14 protein-coding genes and 3 pseudogenes are annotated in these 19,534 nt (G+C 58.5%); 7 read left to right on the forward strand and 10 right to left on the reverse strand.

Annotated features, from left to right (window positions below; translation table 11 throughout):
• Positions 1-464: 464 nt before the first annotated feature.
• Positions 465-1,115 (forward strand): hypothetical protein, encoded by a 651-nt coding sequence (locus tag I6F38_RS19480; protein ID WP_225161463.1) that lies wholly within the window; start codon positions 465-467, stop codon positions 1,113-1,115.
• A 182-nt stretch (positions 1,116-1,297) separates the two neighbouring features.
• Here the strand turns inward: I6F38_RS19480 and I6F38_RS19485 are convergent, their stop codons facing one another.
• Together I6F38_RS19485 and I6F38_RS19490 are read right to left on the reverse strand one after the other, a co-directional pair.
• Positions 1,298-4,207, reverse strand: coding sequence for a cytochrome P450 (locus tag I6F38_RS19485; RefSeq protein WP_225161464.1), 2,910 nt, complete (start codon positions 4,205-4,207; stop codon positions 1,298-1,300).
• Positions 4,208-4,394: 187 nt separating this feature from the next.
• Positions 4,395-7,607: an AAA family ATPase gene (locus I6F38_RS19490; protein WP_225161465.1), complete on the reverse strand. Its 3,213-nt coding sequence runs from the start codon at positions 7,605-7,607 to the stop codon at positions 4,395-4,397.
• A gap of 495 nt (positions 7,608-8,102) precedes the next feature.
• Here I6F38_RS19490 and I6F38_RS19495 point away from each other — a divergent pair, with 495 nt between their 5' ends.
• Positions 8,103-8,450: a hypothetical protein gene (locus I6F38_RS19495; protein ID WP_225161466.1), complete on the forward strand. Its 348-nt coding sequence runs from the start codon at positions 8,103-8,105 to the stop codon at positions 8,448-8,450.
• 545 nt (positions 8,451-8,995) lie between these two features.
• Here the strand turns inward: I6F38_RS19495 and I6F38_RS19500 are convergent.
• Positions 8,996-9,543 (reverse strand): annotated as a pseudogene (locus tag I6F38_RS19500) (DNA ligase); the annotation flags it as partial.
• Between the two features lie 114 nt (positions 9,544-9,657).
• Here I6F38_RS19500 and I6F38_RS19505 point away from each other — a divergent pair.
• Positions 9,658-9,844 (forward strand): annotated as a pseudogene (locus tag I6F38_RS19505) (DUF3606 domain-containing protein).
• Positions 9,845-9,894: 50 nt separating this feature from the next.
• Positions 9,895-10,404 (forward strand): hypothetical protein, encoded by a 510-nt coding sequence (locus tag I6F38_RS19510; protein ID WP_225161467.1) that lies wholly within the window; start codon positions 9,895-9,897, stop codon positions 10,402-10,404.
• 23 nt (positions 10,405-10,427) lie between these two features.
• Here the strand turns inward: I6F38_RS19510 and I6F38_RS19515 are convergent, their stop codons facing one another.
• Positions 10,428-10,640, reverse strand: a complete 213-nt coding sequence (locus tag I6F38_RS19515; protein WP_225161468.1) for a hypothetical protein — start codon at positions 10,638-10,640, stop codon at positions 10,428-10,430.
• Positions 10,641-10,797: 157 nt separating this feature from the next.
• Here I6F38_RS19515 and I6F38_RS19520 point away from each other — a divergent pair, with 157 nt between their 5' ends.
• Positions 10,798-10,980 carry a hypothetical protein gene (locus I6F38_RS19520; RefSeq protein WP_225161469.1) on the forward strand — a complete coding sequence of 61 codons (183 nt, stop codon included), beginning with the start codon at positions 10,798-10,800 and terminating at the stop codon, positions 10,978-10,980.
• Between the two features lie 24 nt (positions 10,981-11,004).
• On the opposite strand, the gene I6F38_RS19525 is transcribed toward I6F38_RS19520, so the two are convergent.
• Positions 11,005-11,931, reverse strand: a complete 927-nt coding sequence (locus I6F38_RS19525) for a 3'-5' exonuclease (RefSeq protein WP_225161470.1) — start codon at positions 11,929-11,931, stop codon at positions 11,005-11,007.
• 188 nt (positions 11,932-12,119) lie between these two features.
• On the opposite strand from I6F38_RS19525, the gene I6F38_RS19530 reads away from it, so the two are divergent.
• On the forward strand, positions 12,120-13,049 hold the full coding sequence (locus I6F38_RS19530; protein WP_225161471.1) for a Ku protein: 930 nt from the start codon (positions 12,120-12,122) through the stop codon (positions 13,047-13,049).
• Between the two features lie 123 nt (positions 13,050-13,172).
• Positions 13,173-14,510 carry an adenylate/guanylate cyclase domain-containing protein gene (locus I6F38_RS19535; RefSeq protein ID WP_225161503.1) on the forward strand — a complete coding sequence of 446 codons (1,338 nt, stop codon included), beginning with the start codon at positions 13,173-13,175 and terminating at the stop codon, positions 14,508-14,510.
• An 81-nt stretch (positions 14,511-14,591) separates the two neighbouring features.
• Here the strand turns inward: I6F38_RS19535 and I6F38_RS19540 are convergent, their stop codons facing one another.
• The 5 genes and pseudogenes from I6F38_RS19540 to I6F38_RS19560 all read right to left on the reverse strand — a co-directional run bounded on the left by I6F38_RS19540 (position 14,592) and on the right by I6F38_RS19560 (position 19,485).
• Positions 14,592-14,870, reverse strand: a complete 279-nt coding sequence (locus I6F38_RS19540) for a hypothetical protein (RefSeq protein ID WP_225161472.1) — start codon at positions 14,868-14,870, stop codon at positions 14,592-14,594.
• Between the two features lie 128 nt (positions 14,871-14,998).
• Positions 14,999-15,283 (reverse strand): annotated as a pseudogene (locus tag I6F38_RS19545) (SOS response-associated peptidase family protein); the annotation flags it as partial.
• Between the two features lie 313 nt (positions 15,284-15,596).
• Positions 15,597-16,451: a hypothetical protein gene (locus tag I6F38_RS19550; RefSeq protein ID WP_225161473.1), complete on the reverse strand. Its 855-nt coding sequence runs from the start codon at positions 16,449-16,451 to the stop codon at positions 15,597-15,599.
• A gap of 565 nt (positions 16,452-17,016) precedes the next feature.
• The gene (locus tag I6F38_RS19555) at positions 17,017-18,447 is read right to left on the reverse strand and encodes an amidohydrolase family protein (RefSeq protein WP_225161474.1); all 1,431 of its coding nucleotides are present in this window, start codon (positions 18,445-18,447) and stop codon (positions 17,017-17,019) included.
• Between the two features lie 162 nt (positions 18,448-18,609).
• Positions 18,610-19,485 carry a GIY-YIG nuclease family protein gene (locus I6F38_RS19560; RefSeq protein ID WP_225161475.1) on the reverse strand — a complete coding sequence of 292 codons (876 nt, stop codon included), beginning with the start codon at positions 19,483-19,485 and terminating at the stop codon, positions 18,610-18,612.
• Positions 19,486-19,534 lie beyond the last annotated feature (49 nt).

A 19,534-nucleotide genomic window follows, 5' to 3' on the forward strand; every position in this document is an offset into this window, starting at 1 on the left:
CGGTCGTGTCGGCGAAATCCGAGCCGAGATTAACGCCGCTGGGAAACTAAGCAGCCGCATTCCGCCAGCAGCGCCACCTGGCCCCACGGTAGACCGGTGGCCGCCCTCCGCGATCAGCACAAGAGCGGCCCGGTCGAGCCTGCGGCGCGCTTTTTCGTAGCCGGCACGGCCATCGCCGCGCATGAGCAGGTGCGCGAGGCGATCGTCTTCGATCCGCGAAGTATCGGCCGGCTTCCTCGGCCCTCTCTTCACGGCATGGCACGCTCAGCCGCTTTCAATCACCTGGACGCGCGGCAGCCCACGAGGGCAAGGCGACGCCTCCGACCACGCTGGAAGAGGCACATTCGTATAGATTGTAGAACTGGATTGTGCAATCGATAGCCGAAACCAACGCAATCTGAGCGATAAGCAGAGTGTGTTCGGTCTATGACGATGGCTCCAAGTTGTACTGGCGGGAGAGGCATGTGAAGCAATGCCCCAAATGCGCTGAGAATATTCAGCTAGGTGCAACAAAATGCCGATACTGCCTATCCGATCTCGCGCCAAAAGGAATTGGTCAGCGCATCCTCGGTTGGCGCGATTACATCACCTTACCAACGGCAGTTCTTGCACTCGTCGCGGCGCTTTACACGCCAATCGCTGAAACAGTACGCGGTCTGCTCGGCTGGGACAGGGCGAGAGTTATTGCCTTCCTGCTGAACCCCGATGTTGTCAACGCCGGACTTGACGACCGCGGCGCTGGAAAACGTGTGGACGTTGTGACCGAGTACGACTCACTACTAAGAGTCATGCTGATCAACGAAGGCTACGCCCTTACCACCTTGTCGAGCAGCTTTTTGTGCACGGGAAAGGATGAAGGTGACTCGCGGATGGTCTTTCGATTCACTTTCTACGATCCGAAGACCCAGACCAAGCATTTTCCAGAGATCGCGGCCGGCGCGTCCGTTGGGCTGTTTGGCCGGCTTGGGGAGGCTCAGCCCTACAAAATTTCTGACCGCTCAATCCCTGGACCACGCAAATGCTCATTCAGCTACTACGACAAATATGGTCCCAAGGTGTTCGAGCGCGACATCAACGAGGCTCAGGAGAATATCCTGCTGAGCTTGCCCCGATAATTTCCGTCATGCGAGAGGCAGTTTGCGCCGATTTAGAGTTGAACAATAATTTTGGCGTCTCTGGATCGATATCCGTATACAAAGACCTTTTGGAATCGGGTCAATTTCTGGTCGTCCAGCCACAACGACAACCTCTTTTGCCTCTTCAAGTAACCTATGAACAGTTGGACGGCACTGGCGATCTATTCTCGATACTGGAATCCGTCCACCCTAAGGTCTCCTTCTGGAGCAGCGACATTGAGGCTGAAATATTTAGTGTTCCAGGTCGGCGGTTGCTTCAGCTCCCACGAGCATTTGCGCAGCAAGGTAATGCAGAACAGTTTAGCGATGACCAGCGCCAGGTCCTTGCCTGGACAGGTCCGGTCCTGCGGGTCGACAACGGCGTCGTGAAGCCCGCGCGGCCAAATTAGATGTTGCGAGGCCTGCGGGTCTTCGAACCTGTCTGGAATGAAGTCGTCTGGCCGCGGAAAATTCGCTTCGTCCCTTTGCGCCAACGGTAACACACCCAGCACCAGTTCACCCTTGCGAATGCGGAATGTTCCTGAACTCGAATCCAGGATACGATCACGCGTCGCGCGTCCAGGAACGAAAAATACCGGCGGATGTAGCCGCAGGATTTCACGCAGCGTACGGTCGAGCATTTTCAGTTTGTCGAGGCAGCGCAGATCAGCGATCCTGGGATCCGATCCGATGACCGCATCTATTTCATCGCACAGGCCCGCTCGCACTTTCTGTCTCTGCCCCAACTCTCCTACAATCGATTTCAGAAGTGACTGTGTCCCGAGAAAGGAATTCATCCCCAGCAGGAATGTCAGCCGCTTGGCGAGCACCTCCTCGTCCGTGATATTGTGACCCTTGGCAAGCTCCACGATCTGAGGAAACGCCGGCGTCTGCTTCACGAAAGCCAGCAGTCTTGGAAAGATCTTCAGTGCTTTAGAATAGGCCGATCCGGGAATGAAGCGAGTGATCGATAGGAATGTGTGCGTGAATATACCGCTGTAGAGTTCACGGACATCGGCCAATACCGGTCGCTGCCCGAGCATCCACTCGAAGATCAGCGCCACGACGAAATCCTCGATCTCGTCGCGGAAGCTGAAGGTTTTTTTTGCAGACCATTTCTTGAAGAATTCGCCTGCAACAGCATCGAACGAGGCCACGAGAGTTGTCGAACGTGCTTTCAGTAGATCGAGGTAAAGGGCTTTCGGCCGATCGTGTTCCGGTCCCGCCTCATAGATGCTTGGCGATACGTTCCCAACCAACGCCAGTGGCGGAAGCTGGAACTTGAAACCGGCGACGGGATGGTCTTGCACCAGGTCTGTGGAAGCAAACAGGGGTGCAATGGCGCGATGATCTAGTGCGATGATCGTCGGGCCAAACAGATTCGTTTTGAAAACTGTCTTTCCGTATTTGCGCTGACGCTTCCGAAGGAATTCCAACCACCCGCTGATGAAGAAGAAGTCTAGCAAGCCCCATGCGGCCCCAATCAGCGGCCAGCCGTAGGAACCGGGCGGATCCTCGCCGCCAAAGGCGACCTTTGCATCGGCAGCAACCTTGTTGCGGTGGACAATATCCGCGAGCGAAGAGGTGTTCGCAATACTCTCGAGACCGACTTTTGTGAATGTGTCTTCGTTGTAGACGTTGTCCGCAAGCAGAGGATTGGTCAGTGCCTGGGAAAAGGCGTCGACGCCGACCATCAAGGTCATCAGCTTGCCGAGCACCGTGTCCTCGTCGCTTTCTGCCAAAAGACCGACGAGCAGTTCGACGCGATCGACATGCCCGTACAACGCCTTGAGCTCCAGCAGCAGATTTCGATCGTCCGTCAGCTCTTCAAAAGAAGTTAACTTCTGCAATCCGAAGCGTTCTCGATACTCGTTGTATGAGCGCAGGCGCCAGGCACGAGACTTCTTAGTTGCCTCGACTTCGGCATTGATCAGAAATGGCGCTGTGTTGTGCAGGGTGATCTTTCCTGCCCCCTGACTCGACGCCGCGTCGAATGCTGAGGCGAGACCGACATTCACGAGGAATTCGTTATTGTAACGGAATATGCTGTCAGGAAATCGCCGGCCGCTCATTTCCATTTCTGCAGGCACGAGCGCATGCCAGCGATAGAGCAGGTCGAATTCCGCGCAGATGCGATTAGTCCGATACCAAGGCTGCTTTTCAGCAAAACCAGTCTCGAGCGAGAACTTTAGCTGGGCCGAGGAGAGATGGTTGATATAGTCTTCGACAATGATCTTGAGCAGTTGCGCGATGTTGATATTCCGCGCCGTCTCGAACAGTCGATCGTCATCATCATTCCATTCCGGATGTGCCGCTGCAAGTTCCTCGCAGAGACGATTGTGCTCGCGCAGAAATACCGTGTTGAGTGCGCTATAGAAGATGGTTGAATTGCCACGTTCTAGACCGGAGGCAAAAAGCCGTTTTTTCCTATCGGGAGTGTTGAAGGGATCGTCGAGCGCTTTACGGAAATCTCCCGTCTGCGGATCGATATAGGACAGACCCACGAACTCTTGGCGCACACGCTTGCCGTCTTCTTCGAACAGTGGCGGCGGAAACTCTTCGCCATTAATTTGCACGCTCTTCAGCCGACCTCGTTTTTTGGCCCTTAGAAGGGCCGTGTCCGCCGCCGATAGACCATAGATCTGACAGAGATCGATCTCGTGGTTCGACGTGTTCTTTCTGAAGTCGTCTGGATGGGTTCGCAGAAAGCTGTCGGTAAACCATTGCGCAAAGAAGCAGAAGAGAGCGGTGCTCTTTGGGCAGGGTACTTGGTCCGGGTCTCGAACGAATAGTGCGCCGACGTCCGCGACCTTTGGAAGGCAACTGACACTCTTTTCGGAGGCCGGTGGCAAGTGCCGCCCAGTGTAAGAGCGATCGACCAAGCCCGTCCACGATGTGTAGTCGTCGCTGCCCCCCGGTGTCTTTGCGCCCCACAGCGACAGCGGGTACGGCCGCGGTTTAGAGGAGTTGGCAATAATATTTATGAAAAGCCGATTGAGTAGCCGCCTCAACCATTCCCACTTGCTGACTAGACGCCAGAGTGATGGGTAACTCGAAACAAAATCGAAAGCAAAATCCTTCGTCGAGCGCATTCTCCCTCCAAGGGACTACGTCTTCATACAACCGGATCCGTGTTTTTCTGCCAGCTTAAGAGTTAATTTCAGTCAACACATGACACAACGTTGGCTCCTCGCCCGGGGTCTTTTGATTGTCCGTTCCCATTCTGAATTGTGCCTCTCGGGCTGCTGAGATCGCGCCCTTCTCTGAACTTTGAGAGCATCAACTCGCTTTTTGCGCTAGTGCACTCAAAGCTCTTGATTCAAGGAGAGTCGCGCGCATCTCGCGGGCAGTCAGAGCAGATCTCTCGTACCATGTCATACTGTCCTCCGCATGCGCCCGTCCGAGTTTGCGAGAACAGCTTCCTTTTACAAAGTAGACTGTGGGAGCGAAAAAGCGCTGCCCGGTTGACGCTAGCTCGCTTAGTGCAGTGTCAATCTCTTGATTGGCTAATTCGATTTGCTCTGTCGTCAACAGCAAATCGGCAAGCGCCGCTCTGAAAAGGGGAACTCCGAGAGAAATGCGGGAGCTCACGTTTGCAATGCCCTTCCTCATGACCTCGATAGATGATTCAGGGTTCGCAGAGGATGCCGACTTCGCCCAGGCCTCAAACAATCGGCAATGGATGCCCCAGACAGCCACGTTGTTGACCTCGCAGTAGCGAGCACCTTCTTCGACGTACTTCAGCGCTGCTTCAATCCCATCCAGGAAGTAATTCAGATACCCTCCGGCTGCGAACGCCCACCCAAGGCTTGGAGGATGATTTAATCGCCTCGCATAGGCGACGTTCTCGTCTGCCAATCGCTGCGCCCTATCCACGCGACCGCAAACTCCGTGCGCCACCGCTTCAAAACCTCGCGCGGCGACGAGACAATCGGCACCGTAGCGTGTTGCCATTGGGGCATGCAGTTCGGGCCTGTAAAGCGCCGCTAAGGCTTCAAAGTTGCCGATAGCGGCAACCAGCTTGCCTTCAAAAAAGTTGAGATAGCCCAACATACGATGAGCCTGACAGATGTGGCTTTCATCGTTCATTTTGGTTGCGATCTCGTACATCTTCTCAGCAGGCTCACGTGCCAAATCGAATTTTGAGGCGAAGTGATATCCGGAGAAAATGCCATAGAGCAGATCGAAGCGCTGGTCTGGCTGATCTACGAGCTCGATAAGTTCAAGCGCACGGGAGTATGCCTTCGTCGTCTGTTCAGCAGCAGGCCCGTTGACGACGTAAGAGGCCTGGCCCGCGCTCAGATTGAGGTCAAACTCAATGCGACTGTTCTCATCGCATTTTGTGCTCGGACTAAAGTACTCTAAACCGTGTCGTAAGTTGTTAAGCGCCTCCAAATAAGCCGAACGCTTCAAGGCATTCTGACCAGCCCGCAGCCAGAAGGTAACCGAGCTGGAAGGACTATTTGAGCGCGACCAGTGCGCAGCTATTACTTCTGGCTCCTTCTCGCAAAATTCAGGAAACTGAGCAGTCAGGATCTCCGCGATCTGACCATGCAATGATTTCCGCTTTGACAAAAGAAGGCTTTCGTATGAAGCGCTTTGTACAAGCGCGTGCTTGAAAACGTAAGTTCCATCGAGCGGGGCGCGCCGTTCAAACACCAAGCCAGCAGATTCGAGGCCATTCACTTGCTCCTTGATGGATGATACGGCCAATCCGGTGATCGCCGCGAGATGGTCCAATCTGAATTCACGACCCAGCGCCGCTCCGATCTGGGCGATCGATTTTGATCCTGGGAGATTATCAAGCCGGGCGGTTAGACTGTCCTGAAGAGTAGAGGGAATGGCGAGTCGAAGAGAGGACTCCGTCAACTCGTAGCTATGGCCATCGTATTTCAAGAGACCGCCCTCAACGAGCCCCTTTGTCAGCTCCTCCACGAAGAGCGGCACACCATCAGTCCTGCTTGCGATCTCCGCAGTCACCCAGGCTGGCAATGATGCACCGGCAACCTTCTCTGCCAGAGCCTTAGTACTGTCATCGTTCAAAGATTTGAGCAGAAGATAATTGGAGCTTGGCAACTGCTGCCAGCTGGATGCCGGACTATATTCCAGTCGTCCGCTCACAATCACCAGCGCGGCCACGGCGTCGACCGACCTAATGATCAGGTCAAGGTATTCAGCAGTGGTGGGATCGATCCAGTGAGCATCTTCGACGATGGCCAGCACTGTCGCGCCCTTCGCAAGATTGCGGAATTGCTCAGCAAGAGCGTGGAAGGTGCGTTGGCGCTTCTGAATAGGCGTGAGCTGCAATGGGCTAAGATGGCCAGATGCAGGGATGGACAGGAGTTCCGCGATCAAAGAGACGGCTTCATCGCTGGCGCTCGTTACGCTTAAGAGCTCTCTCAGTTTAGTCAGTCGGACTGCTGCACTGTCCTCTGGCAGAAAACCAGCAGCCTCCGACAATTGCGCGATCATCGGTCTAAGAGCACTGTTTTGGTAGTATGGCGAACAGTGATACCGCATCGTGACCTGGCGATCGCTCCGGATCTGATCAACCAGCTCCCTGATTATCCGTGTTTTTCCGATGCCCGCTTCCCCCCTCAATATGAGAGCCTGGCCCTGGCCGTTCTTTGCCTTTGACCAAAGGTCGCGTAGCAACTCGATCTCGCTGGCACGTCCCACAAGGGGTGTGGTTCGGACCCCTCGAGCTTGAAAGCGCGCGCGTTGCTTAATGGAGGTGACGGCGTAGGCTCGCGGATTGTTATCGAAGCCCTTCAGGATCTGAGGACCAAGATCCTGCAACGCAAATTCCTCACCAAGGAGAGCCGCAGTCGAAGAAGCAACAACAGTTTGTCCTGGCGCTGCGACCGACTGCAGCCTTGCGGCCAAATTGGGTGTTTCTCCAACAACCTCGTCCTTTACGGCCCCGCCGATGTCGCCCAGCACTACCCATCCAGTTGCCACTCCTGCGCGGGCGAACAATGGTCCCCCGTCTGGCCGACGTAACTCACTGATCGCGCAGTGAGTGGCGTCAGCCGCGAGGATCGCCCTTTGTGGATCGTCTTCGTGAGCCCTCGGCCATCCAAAATAAGCAAGGAGGCCGTCGCCAAACGACCGCGCGACGTAACCTTCAAAAGAATTGATCTGGGAGATGGCGGCTTTTTGAAAGCGCCCAATAGTATCGCTCAGATCTTCTGGATCAACAGCCGTTGCAAGAGCGGTCGAATCGACGATGTCTAAAAACAGAATCGTCAAGTGGCGACGCTCGGAGGAGAACGATGGATAGTCTCCTCGCTCATTGCGAGCAGGGATGATGAAGGAACGTTCTTTCGCCGCCTTAAGAAGGGTCCGTCTGTGGCCCAAAGCTATAACACCGATGTCCTTCAGGTCGGCATCGGTCAATTCGCTCAGTTGCTCCAAATCTATTTTGTTTGCCTCGAATGCGGCAATATACTCGGCCAGACCGACCGCGTTCAGCCAATCCGCGATCCTCAAGGTTCCGCTCCCTACAGCAATTGATTTTTGAAATCCAAAAGTCTCCGCGCTACTTAAAGTTCATGTTTGTGCCGCAAACATCTTAGCAGCACGGAAGAAATGGCGATAGGGTATTGCTTTCCAGTGTTCCCTACTTTCCGAAGAGTCCGGTTTTTGGGACCGAAGGCGATGGACAAAATCGCCTTCTTTTCAAATGGATAGTTAGCATCGCGGGCGCGGCGACGATCTACCGCAACTACTTCGTTCCGGTCGGTGACCAGATCGACCAAACTGCAGAATGCCAGCTTAACGGCCTTGCAGACATTGGCGATGAGCTGAGTGTTCGGCTCGATCGCTCCATCGCTGACCTCTGGGAGTACCGTAACGATTATGCTCTTTGCGCCGGGGGAGGTCTGGACCTGATCTCGGACTATCTTCACTCGGCCGGCCAGGAGCAAATCGACGCGATAGCGGGAAGCTGCGCATCGGCATCATCGCGATTTCGAAGTAACGGACATGCCCCGCGCGCCCAGACCTCTTGTAAGCCAAGTCTTCTGCTCAGCGCTGCCGGTGGCCTACGGTCATGTACCACGAAAGTTTTGGACACCATTCGCACAGTTTGTGCTCGATGCCGCCTATGAAGCTACGATGCTTCAAGGTGTCATCAACGTCCGACGAAACGCATCGAATATCGTCTTGCTAACTTCCCTGGGCGGTGGGGCGTTCGGCAACGAGCCTGAGTGGATTCATACCGCCATCAAGCGCGCGCTCAAGAAAGTCCTGGGATTCAACCTGGACGTACGCTTGGTGAGCTATGGACCACCGACCAGGCAGACGCAGACACTGATTGACGAATTAGGTTAGAGGCAACGTCCTAACGAACGCAGATTCTTGCTGCATGATTCGTCTGTCGAAAACGCTACGACAGATGACCACATTTTCGGCCGCTCTGGCTGGTGGACAACTGTGAACAGGTCAATATTCGCGTAATCCCCTTTAGACCCGCCGGTGAAAACCGGCGATACGCTCTTCCCTTATCTCTCTTCCCTTATCTCTTTCCGCTCCGGCGACCGAAGTAATACGACGACGCCTCGGACTTCCAGTCGAGCTAGATCATCCCTTCATCGCGAGTAAGCCACTGTCGACATTCGCTGACGAGGCACGCGTGAAGAGTCGGATTGCCGACGACAAGTTCCCGCATGCGCCGACATCGGCGACCGAGAAGCCGATGTCGGCGGACCAGGCTTCGGAGTTCACCCGCCTGCTCCAGGAGCGCGATCGGCTACGCACGGAACGCGACATTCTAGAACGGCTGGTCGCGATTGCTGAAGAAATCTGGACATAAGCTTCCGTTCATCAACAGATTCCCCCGGGAAGTGCAGTCTTCTCTTTGAGCTGGCGCCAAACCATACCTTCGAGACGACGCCCTCGAGCCCGATCTTGCAGGCGTGTTCGAACATCTCGCGGCCTTCGATCTCGAAGCTTTCGCTGAACTGGATCTCGGTGCCGTCGATGATCTTCTTGAGTTCGGTCTTGCGCTGGAAGAGCGGCAGCTTCCGGGTCGCGGCCATTCAGGTAACAGGAGATCGAAGGCGACCAGTACGATGCTGGTCGACCGGCCTTTCAGTTCGTTCGGAAGGACCGAGAAGTCCGTGGTGTCGTCCGCGGCGGCGACAACGACTTCACCGTCCACGATCGCCGATCCCGCCTTGATGTGCCAGGCGTCATTGGCGACCTTCTTGAAGCGGTTGGTCCAGTCGTGACCGCGGCGGGTGAAGACCTTCACGGCTTCGTTCGCCAGATGGACCTGGACGCGGTAGCCATCGAACTTGATTTCGTGAATCCATCGCGCTCCGGACGGCACCTTCTCGATCGATGATGCCAAGGCCGGTTCTACGAAGCCCGGGAACGGCGCCTTCACGCCGATCGCCGCCGGTTTACGCCGCTGAAACGCCACGCAGGACTCCAACGCACAACTAAGCAGATTCAAGCCGGGACGGCAGGATTCGTTTCCGGAACCCGCGAATCCTTGCGGCGTTGCATCGCCATGAGTTCGCAAGAGGAGGAGCCGATGGCCGCAGCAAAGAAGAAGACCGCGCGTGGACGCAAACAGGACCCGGGCCCGCGTGGCCAATGGGCAGGACTACGAAGTCCGCTACGAAGCGAAGAAGACAGGCCGCTCGGCATCGGCCGTGAAGAAGGCCGTCAAGAAGGTCGGCAATTCCCGCAAGCGCGTCGAGAAACGTCTAGCCCGCTAGGACGCCTCTGAGCCGCTCGGATAGCGAAGCCGTTATCCGGATTACGGGCAATGGCCACCGAACAGAAGCTGATCAGGTCACCGAAGAAGAGGCCTCGGCGCAAGCCGCGCGAGGAGATCGTCGACTACGTCCTGGCGATCGAGGACTGGGACTGGGGCTACTCATTTTCGCTCAACAGCGAGCGGCAGCCGATCGACCCGTACGACGAATTCCGTCACTTGCAGATCAAGGGGCGGCTCCTGCGGCCGGCGGGGCAGAAGACCGACAGGGCGGAGATCTCGCTGCTCCCCTCGTCCGACCTGGAGGAGGAGCGGCGCAGGGACTTGCACCCGATCGCGTTGGGGTCGCTCCACGTCACGCAGGACGCGATCTTGGGCAACATCGGAATCCCACGAGACGCGCTAACGCCGATCCTCCAGATGCTGATCGCCGGTAGGTTCAGGTTCGTCCTGATGCGGGGCACCCGATTCCGGCATCGCAGCGCCAAGGTGAACAGTCTGCGGCTCGAGACGAAGCTGACCGAAGACGATCTGGCGCTCGAAGAGGAGTCGGCCGTCTGACCGGCCGCTCCGCCGCTCGCCTGTCAGGCCTCGCTGGGCCCGGAGTAGATCGAGTTTGGGGGCGTCGTGCGCGGTAGGGGGAGCGGGCGCTCCGGCGGGGCGGATCGCGACGCTTGGCCGCCCTTCGCATCATACCGCCTCGCCAAGTCCAGGAGGCGTCGCCGGGTGAACGGGTCGGCCCTTTCGGCAATGGTCCGGACCCGGTGCGCGAGACCCCGATAGAATTCCTGCTCCATGGCGCCCCCCCACGACATCACTTCTCAAATTTGCGTGGCCCGCAGGCGAGGAGTCAAGTGGCGCCAGTGCCACGACGGCGGTCCTGAAAACCTTGCATCGTGCGCTTGTACCGACGCCTCCGGCGGGCCTAAGCTGCCGGCGGCAGGGAAATTCGACATGACGGTGCTGCACCCGATCCGGAAGGCGTGTCCGGTCTGCGGAAGGCCCATGAAGCTCGTCAAGAACGACGCGAGCCCCGGCAGGGAGCGCTATGTGTGTCCGGTCTGCGACGACGACCCGCTGCATGACCCTGCCGCTCTCAAGTGGGTGGACAGTCCGTTGAAGCCACCCGCGGACTGAGCTCTCCGTCAGCCGGAACGGGAGTTAGATGCGGCTGGAGAACCGGGTGAAGGCGGTCAGCCTTTGCACGTTGGGCTCGACATCCTGCATGTAGATCTGGGTCCGTAGGAACGCGATCTCGTCGTCCAGACCGCTCTCATCGACATCTCTGAACCAGGACTTGGGTCTGCCGTCGCTGCCGTCATTCCAGCGATAGCCGCGCCGTTTCAGCGAGTCCTTGAGCTCGAATGCGGTCTGCTCCGCCCAGATCCGCAGCGTCGGCCTGCGGGCGGTCTCGAGGAGGAGCGCGAGCGCCGGCGCACCGGTCGTCGGCAGTACGAAGTCCAGGACCTCCAGCAGCGCGTGGCAGTCATCGACGGCGCGGTGCGCCTGGTGGAAGTAGCCGGCTCCGTTCAGGAGATAGCCGAGCTGCGAGCCTGCGAAGCCATGTTTGCGCCAGTCGATCTCGCTCATGCTGCAGCCCCAGGCCTTGTGCTCGAACACGGGCCAGTAGCGCTCGACGAACCTCCTGTCGAAAGCGCTGTTATGCGCGATCGTGATGAGCCCGCTTTCGGCGAAGGCCGTTACGGCGGCATCGTCAAATTTGTGCCCCGTGACCATTTCGTTGGTGATGCCGGTGAGCGCCGTCACTTCCGCGGAGATCGGCGCGCTCGGTTCGTTGAAGGCGGAGAACGTGTCTCTGACGCCGACGATCCGCCCGTCCGACGTGTAGTCGAACTTGACCATCCCGAGCTCGATGATCTCGTCCTTCGAGTGGTCGAGGCCGGTGGTCTCGGTGTCGAGCAGAATGCCGGTCCTGACCTCCTGCCCGGCCGCCGGCGTGTAGGGAGGACGGGCGATCAGGCGTCGAAGAACCCTGTAATCGGACGACTGAGCCAAGGCGTCGGCCATTGCAGCCAGGTTCGCCGGGTCCAGAGTGTTGTGTCTGCGGGGCTGGGTCAGCGCGTCCATGGTCCACAATACCGGCCAAAAGCTCCACGAGGTACCTGGAAAACAAGCGATTCACGACATTTTCGGACGTGCCCGGGGGGCGCTGCGGGAAGATGGCCAATTTTCCCGTTGGCGGGCCCGGAGCATGTCGGAACCGGCGGGCTCCGTTCGTCTTGAATCCAGCATCGTCCCTCCGGAGTACCGCGTTCATGGCCCCCCGCGCCAACTGGAAAGGTTTTCTGCGTCTCTCCCTCGTGACCTGTCCGGTCGCGCTCTATCCGGCCACCTCCGAAAGCGAGAAGATCTCGTTCAACCAGCTGAACCGCGCGACGGGCCACCGCATCAAGTACCTGAAGGTCGACGCGGACACTGGGGACGAGGTGCCGAACGAGGACATAGTGAAGGGCTACGAATTCGATAAAGGCCAGTACATCGAGGTGACGAAGGAGGAGCTCGAGGAGATCGCTCTCGAGTCTACGCGCACCATCGAGATCGACGAGTTCGTCGACAGGTCCGACATCGACCCGCGGTATCTGATCCGCCCCTACTATTTGCGCCCCGACGGCAAGGTCGGGCACGACGCTTTCGCGGTGATCCGCGAGACCATCCGCGAGATGGACAAGGTCGCGATCGGGCGGGTGGTGCTGACCAACCGCGAGCACATCATCGCGCTCGAAGCGCGCGACAAGGGCCTGATCGGCACGCTGCTGCGCTATCCCTACGAGGTCCGGAGCGAACAGGAATATTTCGACGAGATTCAGGACGTGAAGGTCACCAAGGACATGCTCGACCTCGCCAAGCACATCGTAAACCAAAAGGCGGGGCGGTTCGATCCGGAGAAGTTCGAGGACCACTACGAGACCGCGCTGGTCGACCTGATCAACCAGAAGAGGGCCGGCAAGGTCATCCGCCCGAAGGAACGACCGAAGGGCGAGAACGTCGTCGATCTGATGGACGCGCTTCGCAAGAGCGTGGGTGGCGCTGCGGCCGAGGCGGCGGCGCCAAAGAAGCCCGCCAAGAGGCCTAAAAAGGCGTCGGCCGGCCAGAGGGAAATGCTGATGCCGATCGCCGGCAAGAAGCCGGCGAAGGAGACCGCCGCCAAGAAGCCGGCGGCTGGAGCGCGGCGGAAGTCTGCCTAGAACGCAGGCTCGCTTCCAATGGCCCCTTCTCTTTTGATAGACGACGAGATCCGACGGCTCCGTTGATCTTCTTTGCGATATGCTCGATAGTTTGCCCAGGCCCAGGGAGCAGCGGGGTTGGCCGTGGCTGAACTAGGATTGCCAGAGACGCAATATGCGCAGAGCGGCGATTTCGCCATCGCCTACCAAGTAATGGGTAGCGGGCCAATCGACATTGTCCTGGTCCCCGGCATCATCTCGCATGTCGACTATCAACATGAGCTGCCGGGCTACACGCAGGTTCTGCGCCGGTTGGCCAAGTTCTCCAGAGTCATCGCCTTCGACAAGAGAGGACAGGGCCTCTCCGACAGGCTGGCCGACGTGCCTTCTCTCGATGAGCGCATCGACGACGTGCGCGCGGTCATGGACGCGGTCGGATCTCGGCGAGCCGCGCTGGTCGGATTCTCCGAGGGCGCCTCCATGAGCGTTCTGTTCGCGAGCACCTATCCGGAGCGTGTGTCTCACTTGGTTCTTTTCGGCGGACTCGCCCGCGTCGCCGACCTTTTTCCGCCGAATCTGACCCCGGCGGCCGCCGAAGAAAGGCTGGCGAACCTTGTCAAGCGGTGGGGTAGCGGAGCGTTTTTGGGGAACGTCTTCGCGAGTGACGCCTCGAACCCGGAGGCTGTCGCGCGCATCGCCAAGTTCGAGAAGCTGGCGAGCAGTCCGGGCGCCATCAAGGCCTACATCATCTCAAACCGCCGGATAGACGTCACCGGCATTCTTCCGTGTGTCCGGGCTCCAACGCTCGTACTGCACAGGGCGACGGACAAGCAGGTGCCGGTCGCCTTGGGCCGACGTATGGCGGAGGAAATCCCCGGTGCGAAGTACATCGAATATCCGACAGGAGATCACGCGTTCTGGACCGGCGATACCGAAACGGTGGTCGGCGATATCGAGGAGTTCGTCACGGGGCATCGTGATACCGGAGACGCTGACCTGGAGCGGATTCTCGCAACCGTCATGTTCACGGACATTGTTGATTCCACGCGACAGGCCGCCGAGATCGGCGACCAGAAGTGGCGGAGCCGTTTGGATCAGCACGACGAGCTCGCGCGTCAATTCATTGAAAGGCACCGAGGCAATCTGGTCAAGACCACCGGTGATGGCGTGCTCGCGACCTTCGACGGGCCGGGCCGGGCCATCCGCTGCGCCCTGTCGTTCAGCAATGCTGCGCGCCAGATCGGTTTGCCAGTGCGGGCTGGTCTGCACACCGGAGAGATCGAGGTGCGGGGGAGTGACATCGGCGGCATCGCGGTTCATGCAGCGGCCCGCGTCATGTCGCAATCCGGGCCCGACGAGGTTCTGGTCTCGCGCGTGGTGACCGATCTCGTCGCCGGCGCCGGTCTGCGCTTTACCGAACGCGGTTCGTATGAGCTCAAGGGATTGCCGGGCAAGTGGGACTTGTTCGCGGCTAATGGCTAGTCTCGGATTCGGGATCGCAGGATTGCCGCCCCGATCAGGGGAAAAAATTGCGCCGCGTCTCCTGCCCGGCGGCCGCGCCCTTCAACAGTCCTGCTCGTCTCCGGATGGGCACTCGGGGCAGGTGTCGCCGATCGAATCCAAGACCTCACGGAGCTCGGCGATGGCCGCATTCATTGGAAGGCCGCGCGGCGGATCCTGCCTGGCGATTTCGAATGCCCGCTCTCGTGCGTGCGGATCGGCCCGATCCTTGGCCCATCCGTGCTCCTCGCATTCGTGGATCGCCCCGGCTTCCTGCAGCACGGAGATCGCCCAGCCGCGCAGCGTCCGGATCGCCGGCCGTCGTTCCTTCGTCCTCAGCATCGAGATCGCTCCTGCCGGGACGAATCCTTCCGCCCGCCCGCTCGTTCCGCGCGGTTAGCACGGGTCAGGGATTCGCAATCGGCAGGGCTTCGGCTTGTCCACCTGTTCCGCAGCGCCTGTGGAGAATGCTACGTCGCCGGCGCGGGGTCTTCCTTCGTGCCGTGGGCGACGATCTTGAGCGTCCCGTCAGGAAGCGGCCGCTGCAGCTTCAGCGCCTCCTCGGCAGGCGCCGTCATCCAGGTCTCGACCTCGTCCGGTGTAGTCAGGATCACGGGCATCGCCTTCGGATGGATGGCGAAGACTTCGGCGTTGGCCTCCTTCGTCAGGAACGCGTAGAGGTCGTTGGTGATCTCGCCTTCCTTGATCTTCCGGACCGAGGTCCAGCTGGTCCAGATGCCGGCGAAGCAGGAGACTCTCGTCGAAGGCGACGCATTCGGGCATCGGGCAGGCCTGATAGCGAACTGAGGTTTCGCGTCCATCGCCAATGGCATTCTCAAAGGTCTGGCAGTTTTATGCCCATCTCCCTCAATCTCTGCAAAGAGTAGTAGCATTGTCCGCCTCGGCAGACGCAACCTGCCCCGCACGATGTCCCATCGTCTTTGCCGGCGCAAGGATTCAATCCGCTAGGTCGCGACAATGGAAAGAATGTCTCGCCGTCGATGACTACTCCCTTGCTGGGGTCCACCGAGCCGTTCCCGTTATCTGCTCCGGACATCTGCGAGCTCCCTATCTAGCTTGGCTTCGTATCGCCGCTGCGGTCGCGTTTCCCGCGACCGCAGCGTCGTGCTGGACCGCAGCCTGGAGGGCAAGTTGCGCGGATCCGGCGGGCCCTGCGGGTTTTGCGAGCGGGCCGAGCGTTATGATGACTTGACTGGTCTTGGTACGCGATCCGCCTAAGAACGGCGCTCCGGGATTGACAGTTAACCGGATGAACTTCCAGCTTGGAGTGAAGTCGCCGCCTACCGAAACGACGAAGGTCAGAGTTTCTTGGAAGGTAGAGAATTGGGGATACTCGATGGGTCTCGTGCGAGCCTCGTTTCCGGCAGCTATCGATGCCTTGTCGTAGATGAACTCGTCGATATTAAGATCGCTGGAAACGGTGACCCCGTCTTCCAAAGCGCTGCAATCAAGCCCCTGTCGAGCATGGCTAGTGAGAATTGCCTCCTTCAACAGCGTCTTGTTCTCAAGCGTGAAGGTGATCGCCTCGTTTCGTGTCGAATGTGCCGAACCGGACACTCCACCCGCTGCCGAAAATATATCGGAGCCGCCTATCGGGGTCGTGTAGAGGATGCCCGGATTGACGTTCGAGGTTTCTTCCCACGTGAGGTTGAGAGAGATGCTCGTGCCCCACCCCGTCAGCCATGGTACTTTCCCCGTGCTGACCGCCCGATATAGCCCCTTGGTGACCTCGCACCGAATGTTGGCGATGATGTTGCTCTCGATCTTTCCCTGCCTCGACATGCCGTTTCGCGGATCGACGTCATTCTGCACTAACGGATCTTTCTGAGGCACGTACAGTCCGCATCCCGAAAGTATCGAAATCACTGATGCTGCTGCCGCAGCGCGGCGAAAAATGGTCACGGCGTCCCCCAACGATCCGTTTCGACTATAGATTGCTCAATGCGGGTAGATTAATTCGAAGTTTAGTCGCAAGCATAGCGAAAAATCATGAGCGTCGAGGCGGCGATGCGGCGATGCGGCGAGCCGCGATTAGTTAAACGAACTGCAAACAGTAGTCGGTCGACTGGTCGCCTGTCCTGCTCTCACGCCATGGTCCAATCTACGTCAGCGTCATCTTCCATCCGATGCAGCCGGCGCTGATCCTGAACTCTTTGAAGGCCAGGCCACCGGTATGCAGGACACTCGGCTTGCCAATTGAGCATCGAGAATAATCTGCTGATGATCTGACCTGCGATCTGTCCGGACATTTCCTGTCAGACAAAGTGATCTTCGCCGCATTCCGCACGAAGAAGGTGAGGCATCGTCTAGCATTTCCGTGAATCGGGAGACAAATCCGAATCGAAAATGAGCCCTTTGCGCTCAAATACGCCAGTGCGGCGGCGCACAATGCAATAGAGGCGGCAAATGTCGGCAGAAAGTCCTTCGACAGATCATAGATTCGGGACCTAACTCCCGGACAAAAAGTTCACTCGCACTCGATCTTGGGCAGGCTCGATCCTGCTTTCACCAGCGCGTTGTTAAGCGCCTTCTCAATACCCGCGAAGCTGGAATTCTTCAGCGATGGCGCATCGCTTTCGCCCAGGTACAGCTTTTTGGGAGCGCCGCAGACGGTGAGATCGTCCAGCTTTGCTGTCGGTCTCAATTGCTTCATCAAGTCTGGATCGCCATAGAGCGGTTCTCCTCCGACGACTACCAAAAGGATGTCTGCCGGCGTAGCCTTGACCACCGGGTCGAGCATAGGATTGCGAGCGTTCGGATCGGCTTTGGCCCTCACGACTATGAAATCCGCCTTTCTGCCGGCCGTCAGGTCTCCGATGCTGGCGTCGACCCGCACCATCTGCGCGGGAATGGAAGTGGCCATCTTGATCAGATCCGCCGAGTCCATCGACGGGTATCGTCTGGACGCATAGCCGATCTCCTGTAGCATCCCCGCGCTTCCCGACGGGCTCCAGTCGGGGGCGATAGCCACCGGCACACCAGCAAGATGTGCGGCCGAGACATTTGTTGTCGAACCATAAAGCTCGTCATTGCTCCGCGGCGACCAGACGAGTCCGGCTCCGCTTGTTTTCATCGAGCCGAAGTCTGCGTCGCGCAGAGCGGTACCGTGGACAATCACCACCCCTGGGCGGAGCAGATGCGCACGGTCGACCATCGTGAATTCGCGGTGAGCGCTGGAATCGGTCGCGGCTCCTTCCGACAAGTGGACGACGAGACCGCGCAAGGTGCCAAGGCCGAGCTCGCAGAGCAGGTAGTCCAGCCTAGCGTGGGGCATCTCCAGCGGAAAGACCTCGTTATCGACAACGTCTAGAATCGGCTGTGCTTTGCCGCATCCATCGTTGTCGTCTGGATTCTTGCGATCCAAGCCAGAGGCCAGATCAAGGTTGCGAACGAGACCTTTCGCGCAGTCGCCGTTGTTCGGGTGATCCTTGGTGGGGTAAAGGCTTCCGATCGAGGAGGTCGCGCCACCAGCGAGCGCCTTTATCTCCGCATAGATTGCCGATTCGCACGCCGCGTCTGCCAATACGACGTTGTGAGGTGCCACCAGGAGCCTGTCGTATTCCGCGGCATCCTGCCATTCGTAGCGGCTGGCAAACTTTCGCCCGGGCAGCCACCGCGGCAGCACGTTCCAGGTGAGATGGTTGTGCAAGTCGACGAAGCCCGGAAGGATGACGGCATCCGCGGGTTTGATGGCGGTACCGGCCCCTGAGACGGAGCTTGTCGGGCCGACCGCTCCGATGTTCTGGCCAGAAACGGCGAGCGCCCCGTCGGCCACCACGCCGACAGGAGTAAGCACGGTGCCGGTGACGGTGAAATCCAGCGCCTTGGCCTCGCCGACGAGCCACGCGCAGGCCAGCAATATCGACGCGCACTGAACCGTGAAGCTGGTGCACCTCATCTCTCTCCCCCTGCCAAGACTGTCTCATCTTATCGTTGTCGCAATAGAAAACTAGCGCGAATCGCGAGAGGGGCTCGCAGGTCCGTCTATAGCAACGCGCGTCGGGGAAACGGCTCACGGAATCGAAAGAATTAGCCAGGCTGGCGGCAGTCGGCTGCCAATTCATTCTTCATCCGGCGATAATACGCCGGCATCTATGAGCATCCGCCTATCCAGCTTCCCAACCAGGAAGCGGTATCCGCCCTCAGTCAGGCGGAGGATCTCGCGGGTCGGCGAAGCATCGACAACCGTCACCATGTCGCTCGAAAGCAGGTCGTTGCCAACGCCATTCTCGATGATGAATTCGAAGCCTTCCACACGAAGGCGCCTCGGAATCAAAGCTCCCGGCTCCAGCATGATCCGGTTTTGGATGGCACTTGCGGCGAGGGTCGCTGCCTGACGTGATGTCATTTTGAGAACCGCGCGGTTCCTGCGCAGCGCGGTGGCGCTGCGCCAGGTCGATGTTGGTTTCAAGGTGACCGATTCCACCACAGCGAGTTGCCTGAAATAGTTGTTGGCGATCTGCCGCTCGCTATCGGCAGCATCGCCCCAGAGCGATTCCCGACGTCGTTGGCGGGATTCTTCCGAGGGGTTCGAGATGCCTTCGCCGCCATCAGTCTGGTTCGTGAGAGGTCCCGTTCCGAGGTCATGACGGCCGATGGTCTGGATTAGCTGGCGCTCTCGGGCGAGCGCCTCCGGCTCGTTCTCAAAAAAGCTGTCGAAGCGATAGTGGATCGACGGCTTCAGCCGAAAGAGACCTCGGATCACGTTGAGCTTGTGGGTCAGACGAGTCGTATTGCGTGCTTCAGCCTCATGATCGAGCACCCGCAAATTCAGGCCCTTACCAACGTAGAACGGCCGACCATCTGGCCTGTGGAGAACATACACGTAGTATGGTTTACCTGCCCTGATTGCCGCCCTGACGGAAGCGACGTCGGTCAAAAGCTCTGGTTGAGCCTCGCCGGCTCCAACGACGTACACATCCGGCTCGCTATCCATCGATGAAGGGCGCCAATTGAAAGTCACTTGCCGAGGCGGCTTATACGGG

Source organism: Bradyrhizobium sp. BRP56 (assembly GCF_020194035.1).
GTDB lineage: Bacteria > Pseudomonadota > Alphaproteobacteria > Rhizobiales > Xanthobacteraceae > Bradyrhizobium > Bradyrhizobium australafricanum.

Coding starts and splice junctions, on each gene's coding strand:
- I6F38_RS19560 (WP_225161475.1), bottom strand. CDS start 19,485: ATGGATAGCGAGCCGGATGTGTACGTCGTTGGAGCCGGCGAGGCTCAA.
- I6F38_RS19520 (WP_225161469.1), top strand. CDS start 10,798: ATGACGGTGCTGCACCCGATCCGGAAGGCGTGTCCGGTCTGCGGAAGG.
- I6F38_RS19515 (WP_225161468.1), bottom strand. CDS start 10,640: ATGGAGCAGGAATTCTATCGGGGTCTCGCGCACCGGGTCCGGACCATT.
- I6F38_RS19540 (WP_225161472.1), bottom strand. CDS start 14,870: ATGCTGAGGACGAAGGAACGACGGCCGGCGATCCGGACGCTGCGCGGC.
- I6F38_RS19530 (WP_225161471.1), top strand. CDS start 12,120: ATGGCCCCCCGCGCCAACTGGAAAGGTTTTCTGCGTCTCTCCCTCGTG.
- I6F38_RS19510 (WP_225161467.1), top strand. CDS start 9,895: ATGGCCACCGAACAGAAGCTGATCAGGTCACCGAAGAAGAGGCCTCGG.
- I6F38_RS19495 (WP_225161466.1), top strand. CDS start 8,103: ATGCCCCGCGCGCCCAGACCTCTTGTAAGCCAAGTCTTCTGCTCAGCG.
- I6F38_RS19525 (WP_225161470.1), bottom strand. CDS start 11,931: ATGGACGCGCTGACCCAGCCCCGCAGACACAACACTCTGGACCCGGCG.
- I6F38_RS19555 (WP_225161474.1), bottom strand. CDS start 18,447: ATGAGGTGCACCAGCTTCACGGTTCAGTGCGCGTCGATATTGCTGGCC.
- I6F38_RS19485 (WP_225161464.1), bottom strand. CDS start 4,207: ATGCGCTCGACGAAGGATTTTGCTTTCGATTTTGTTTCGAGTTACCCA.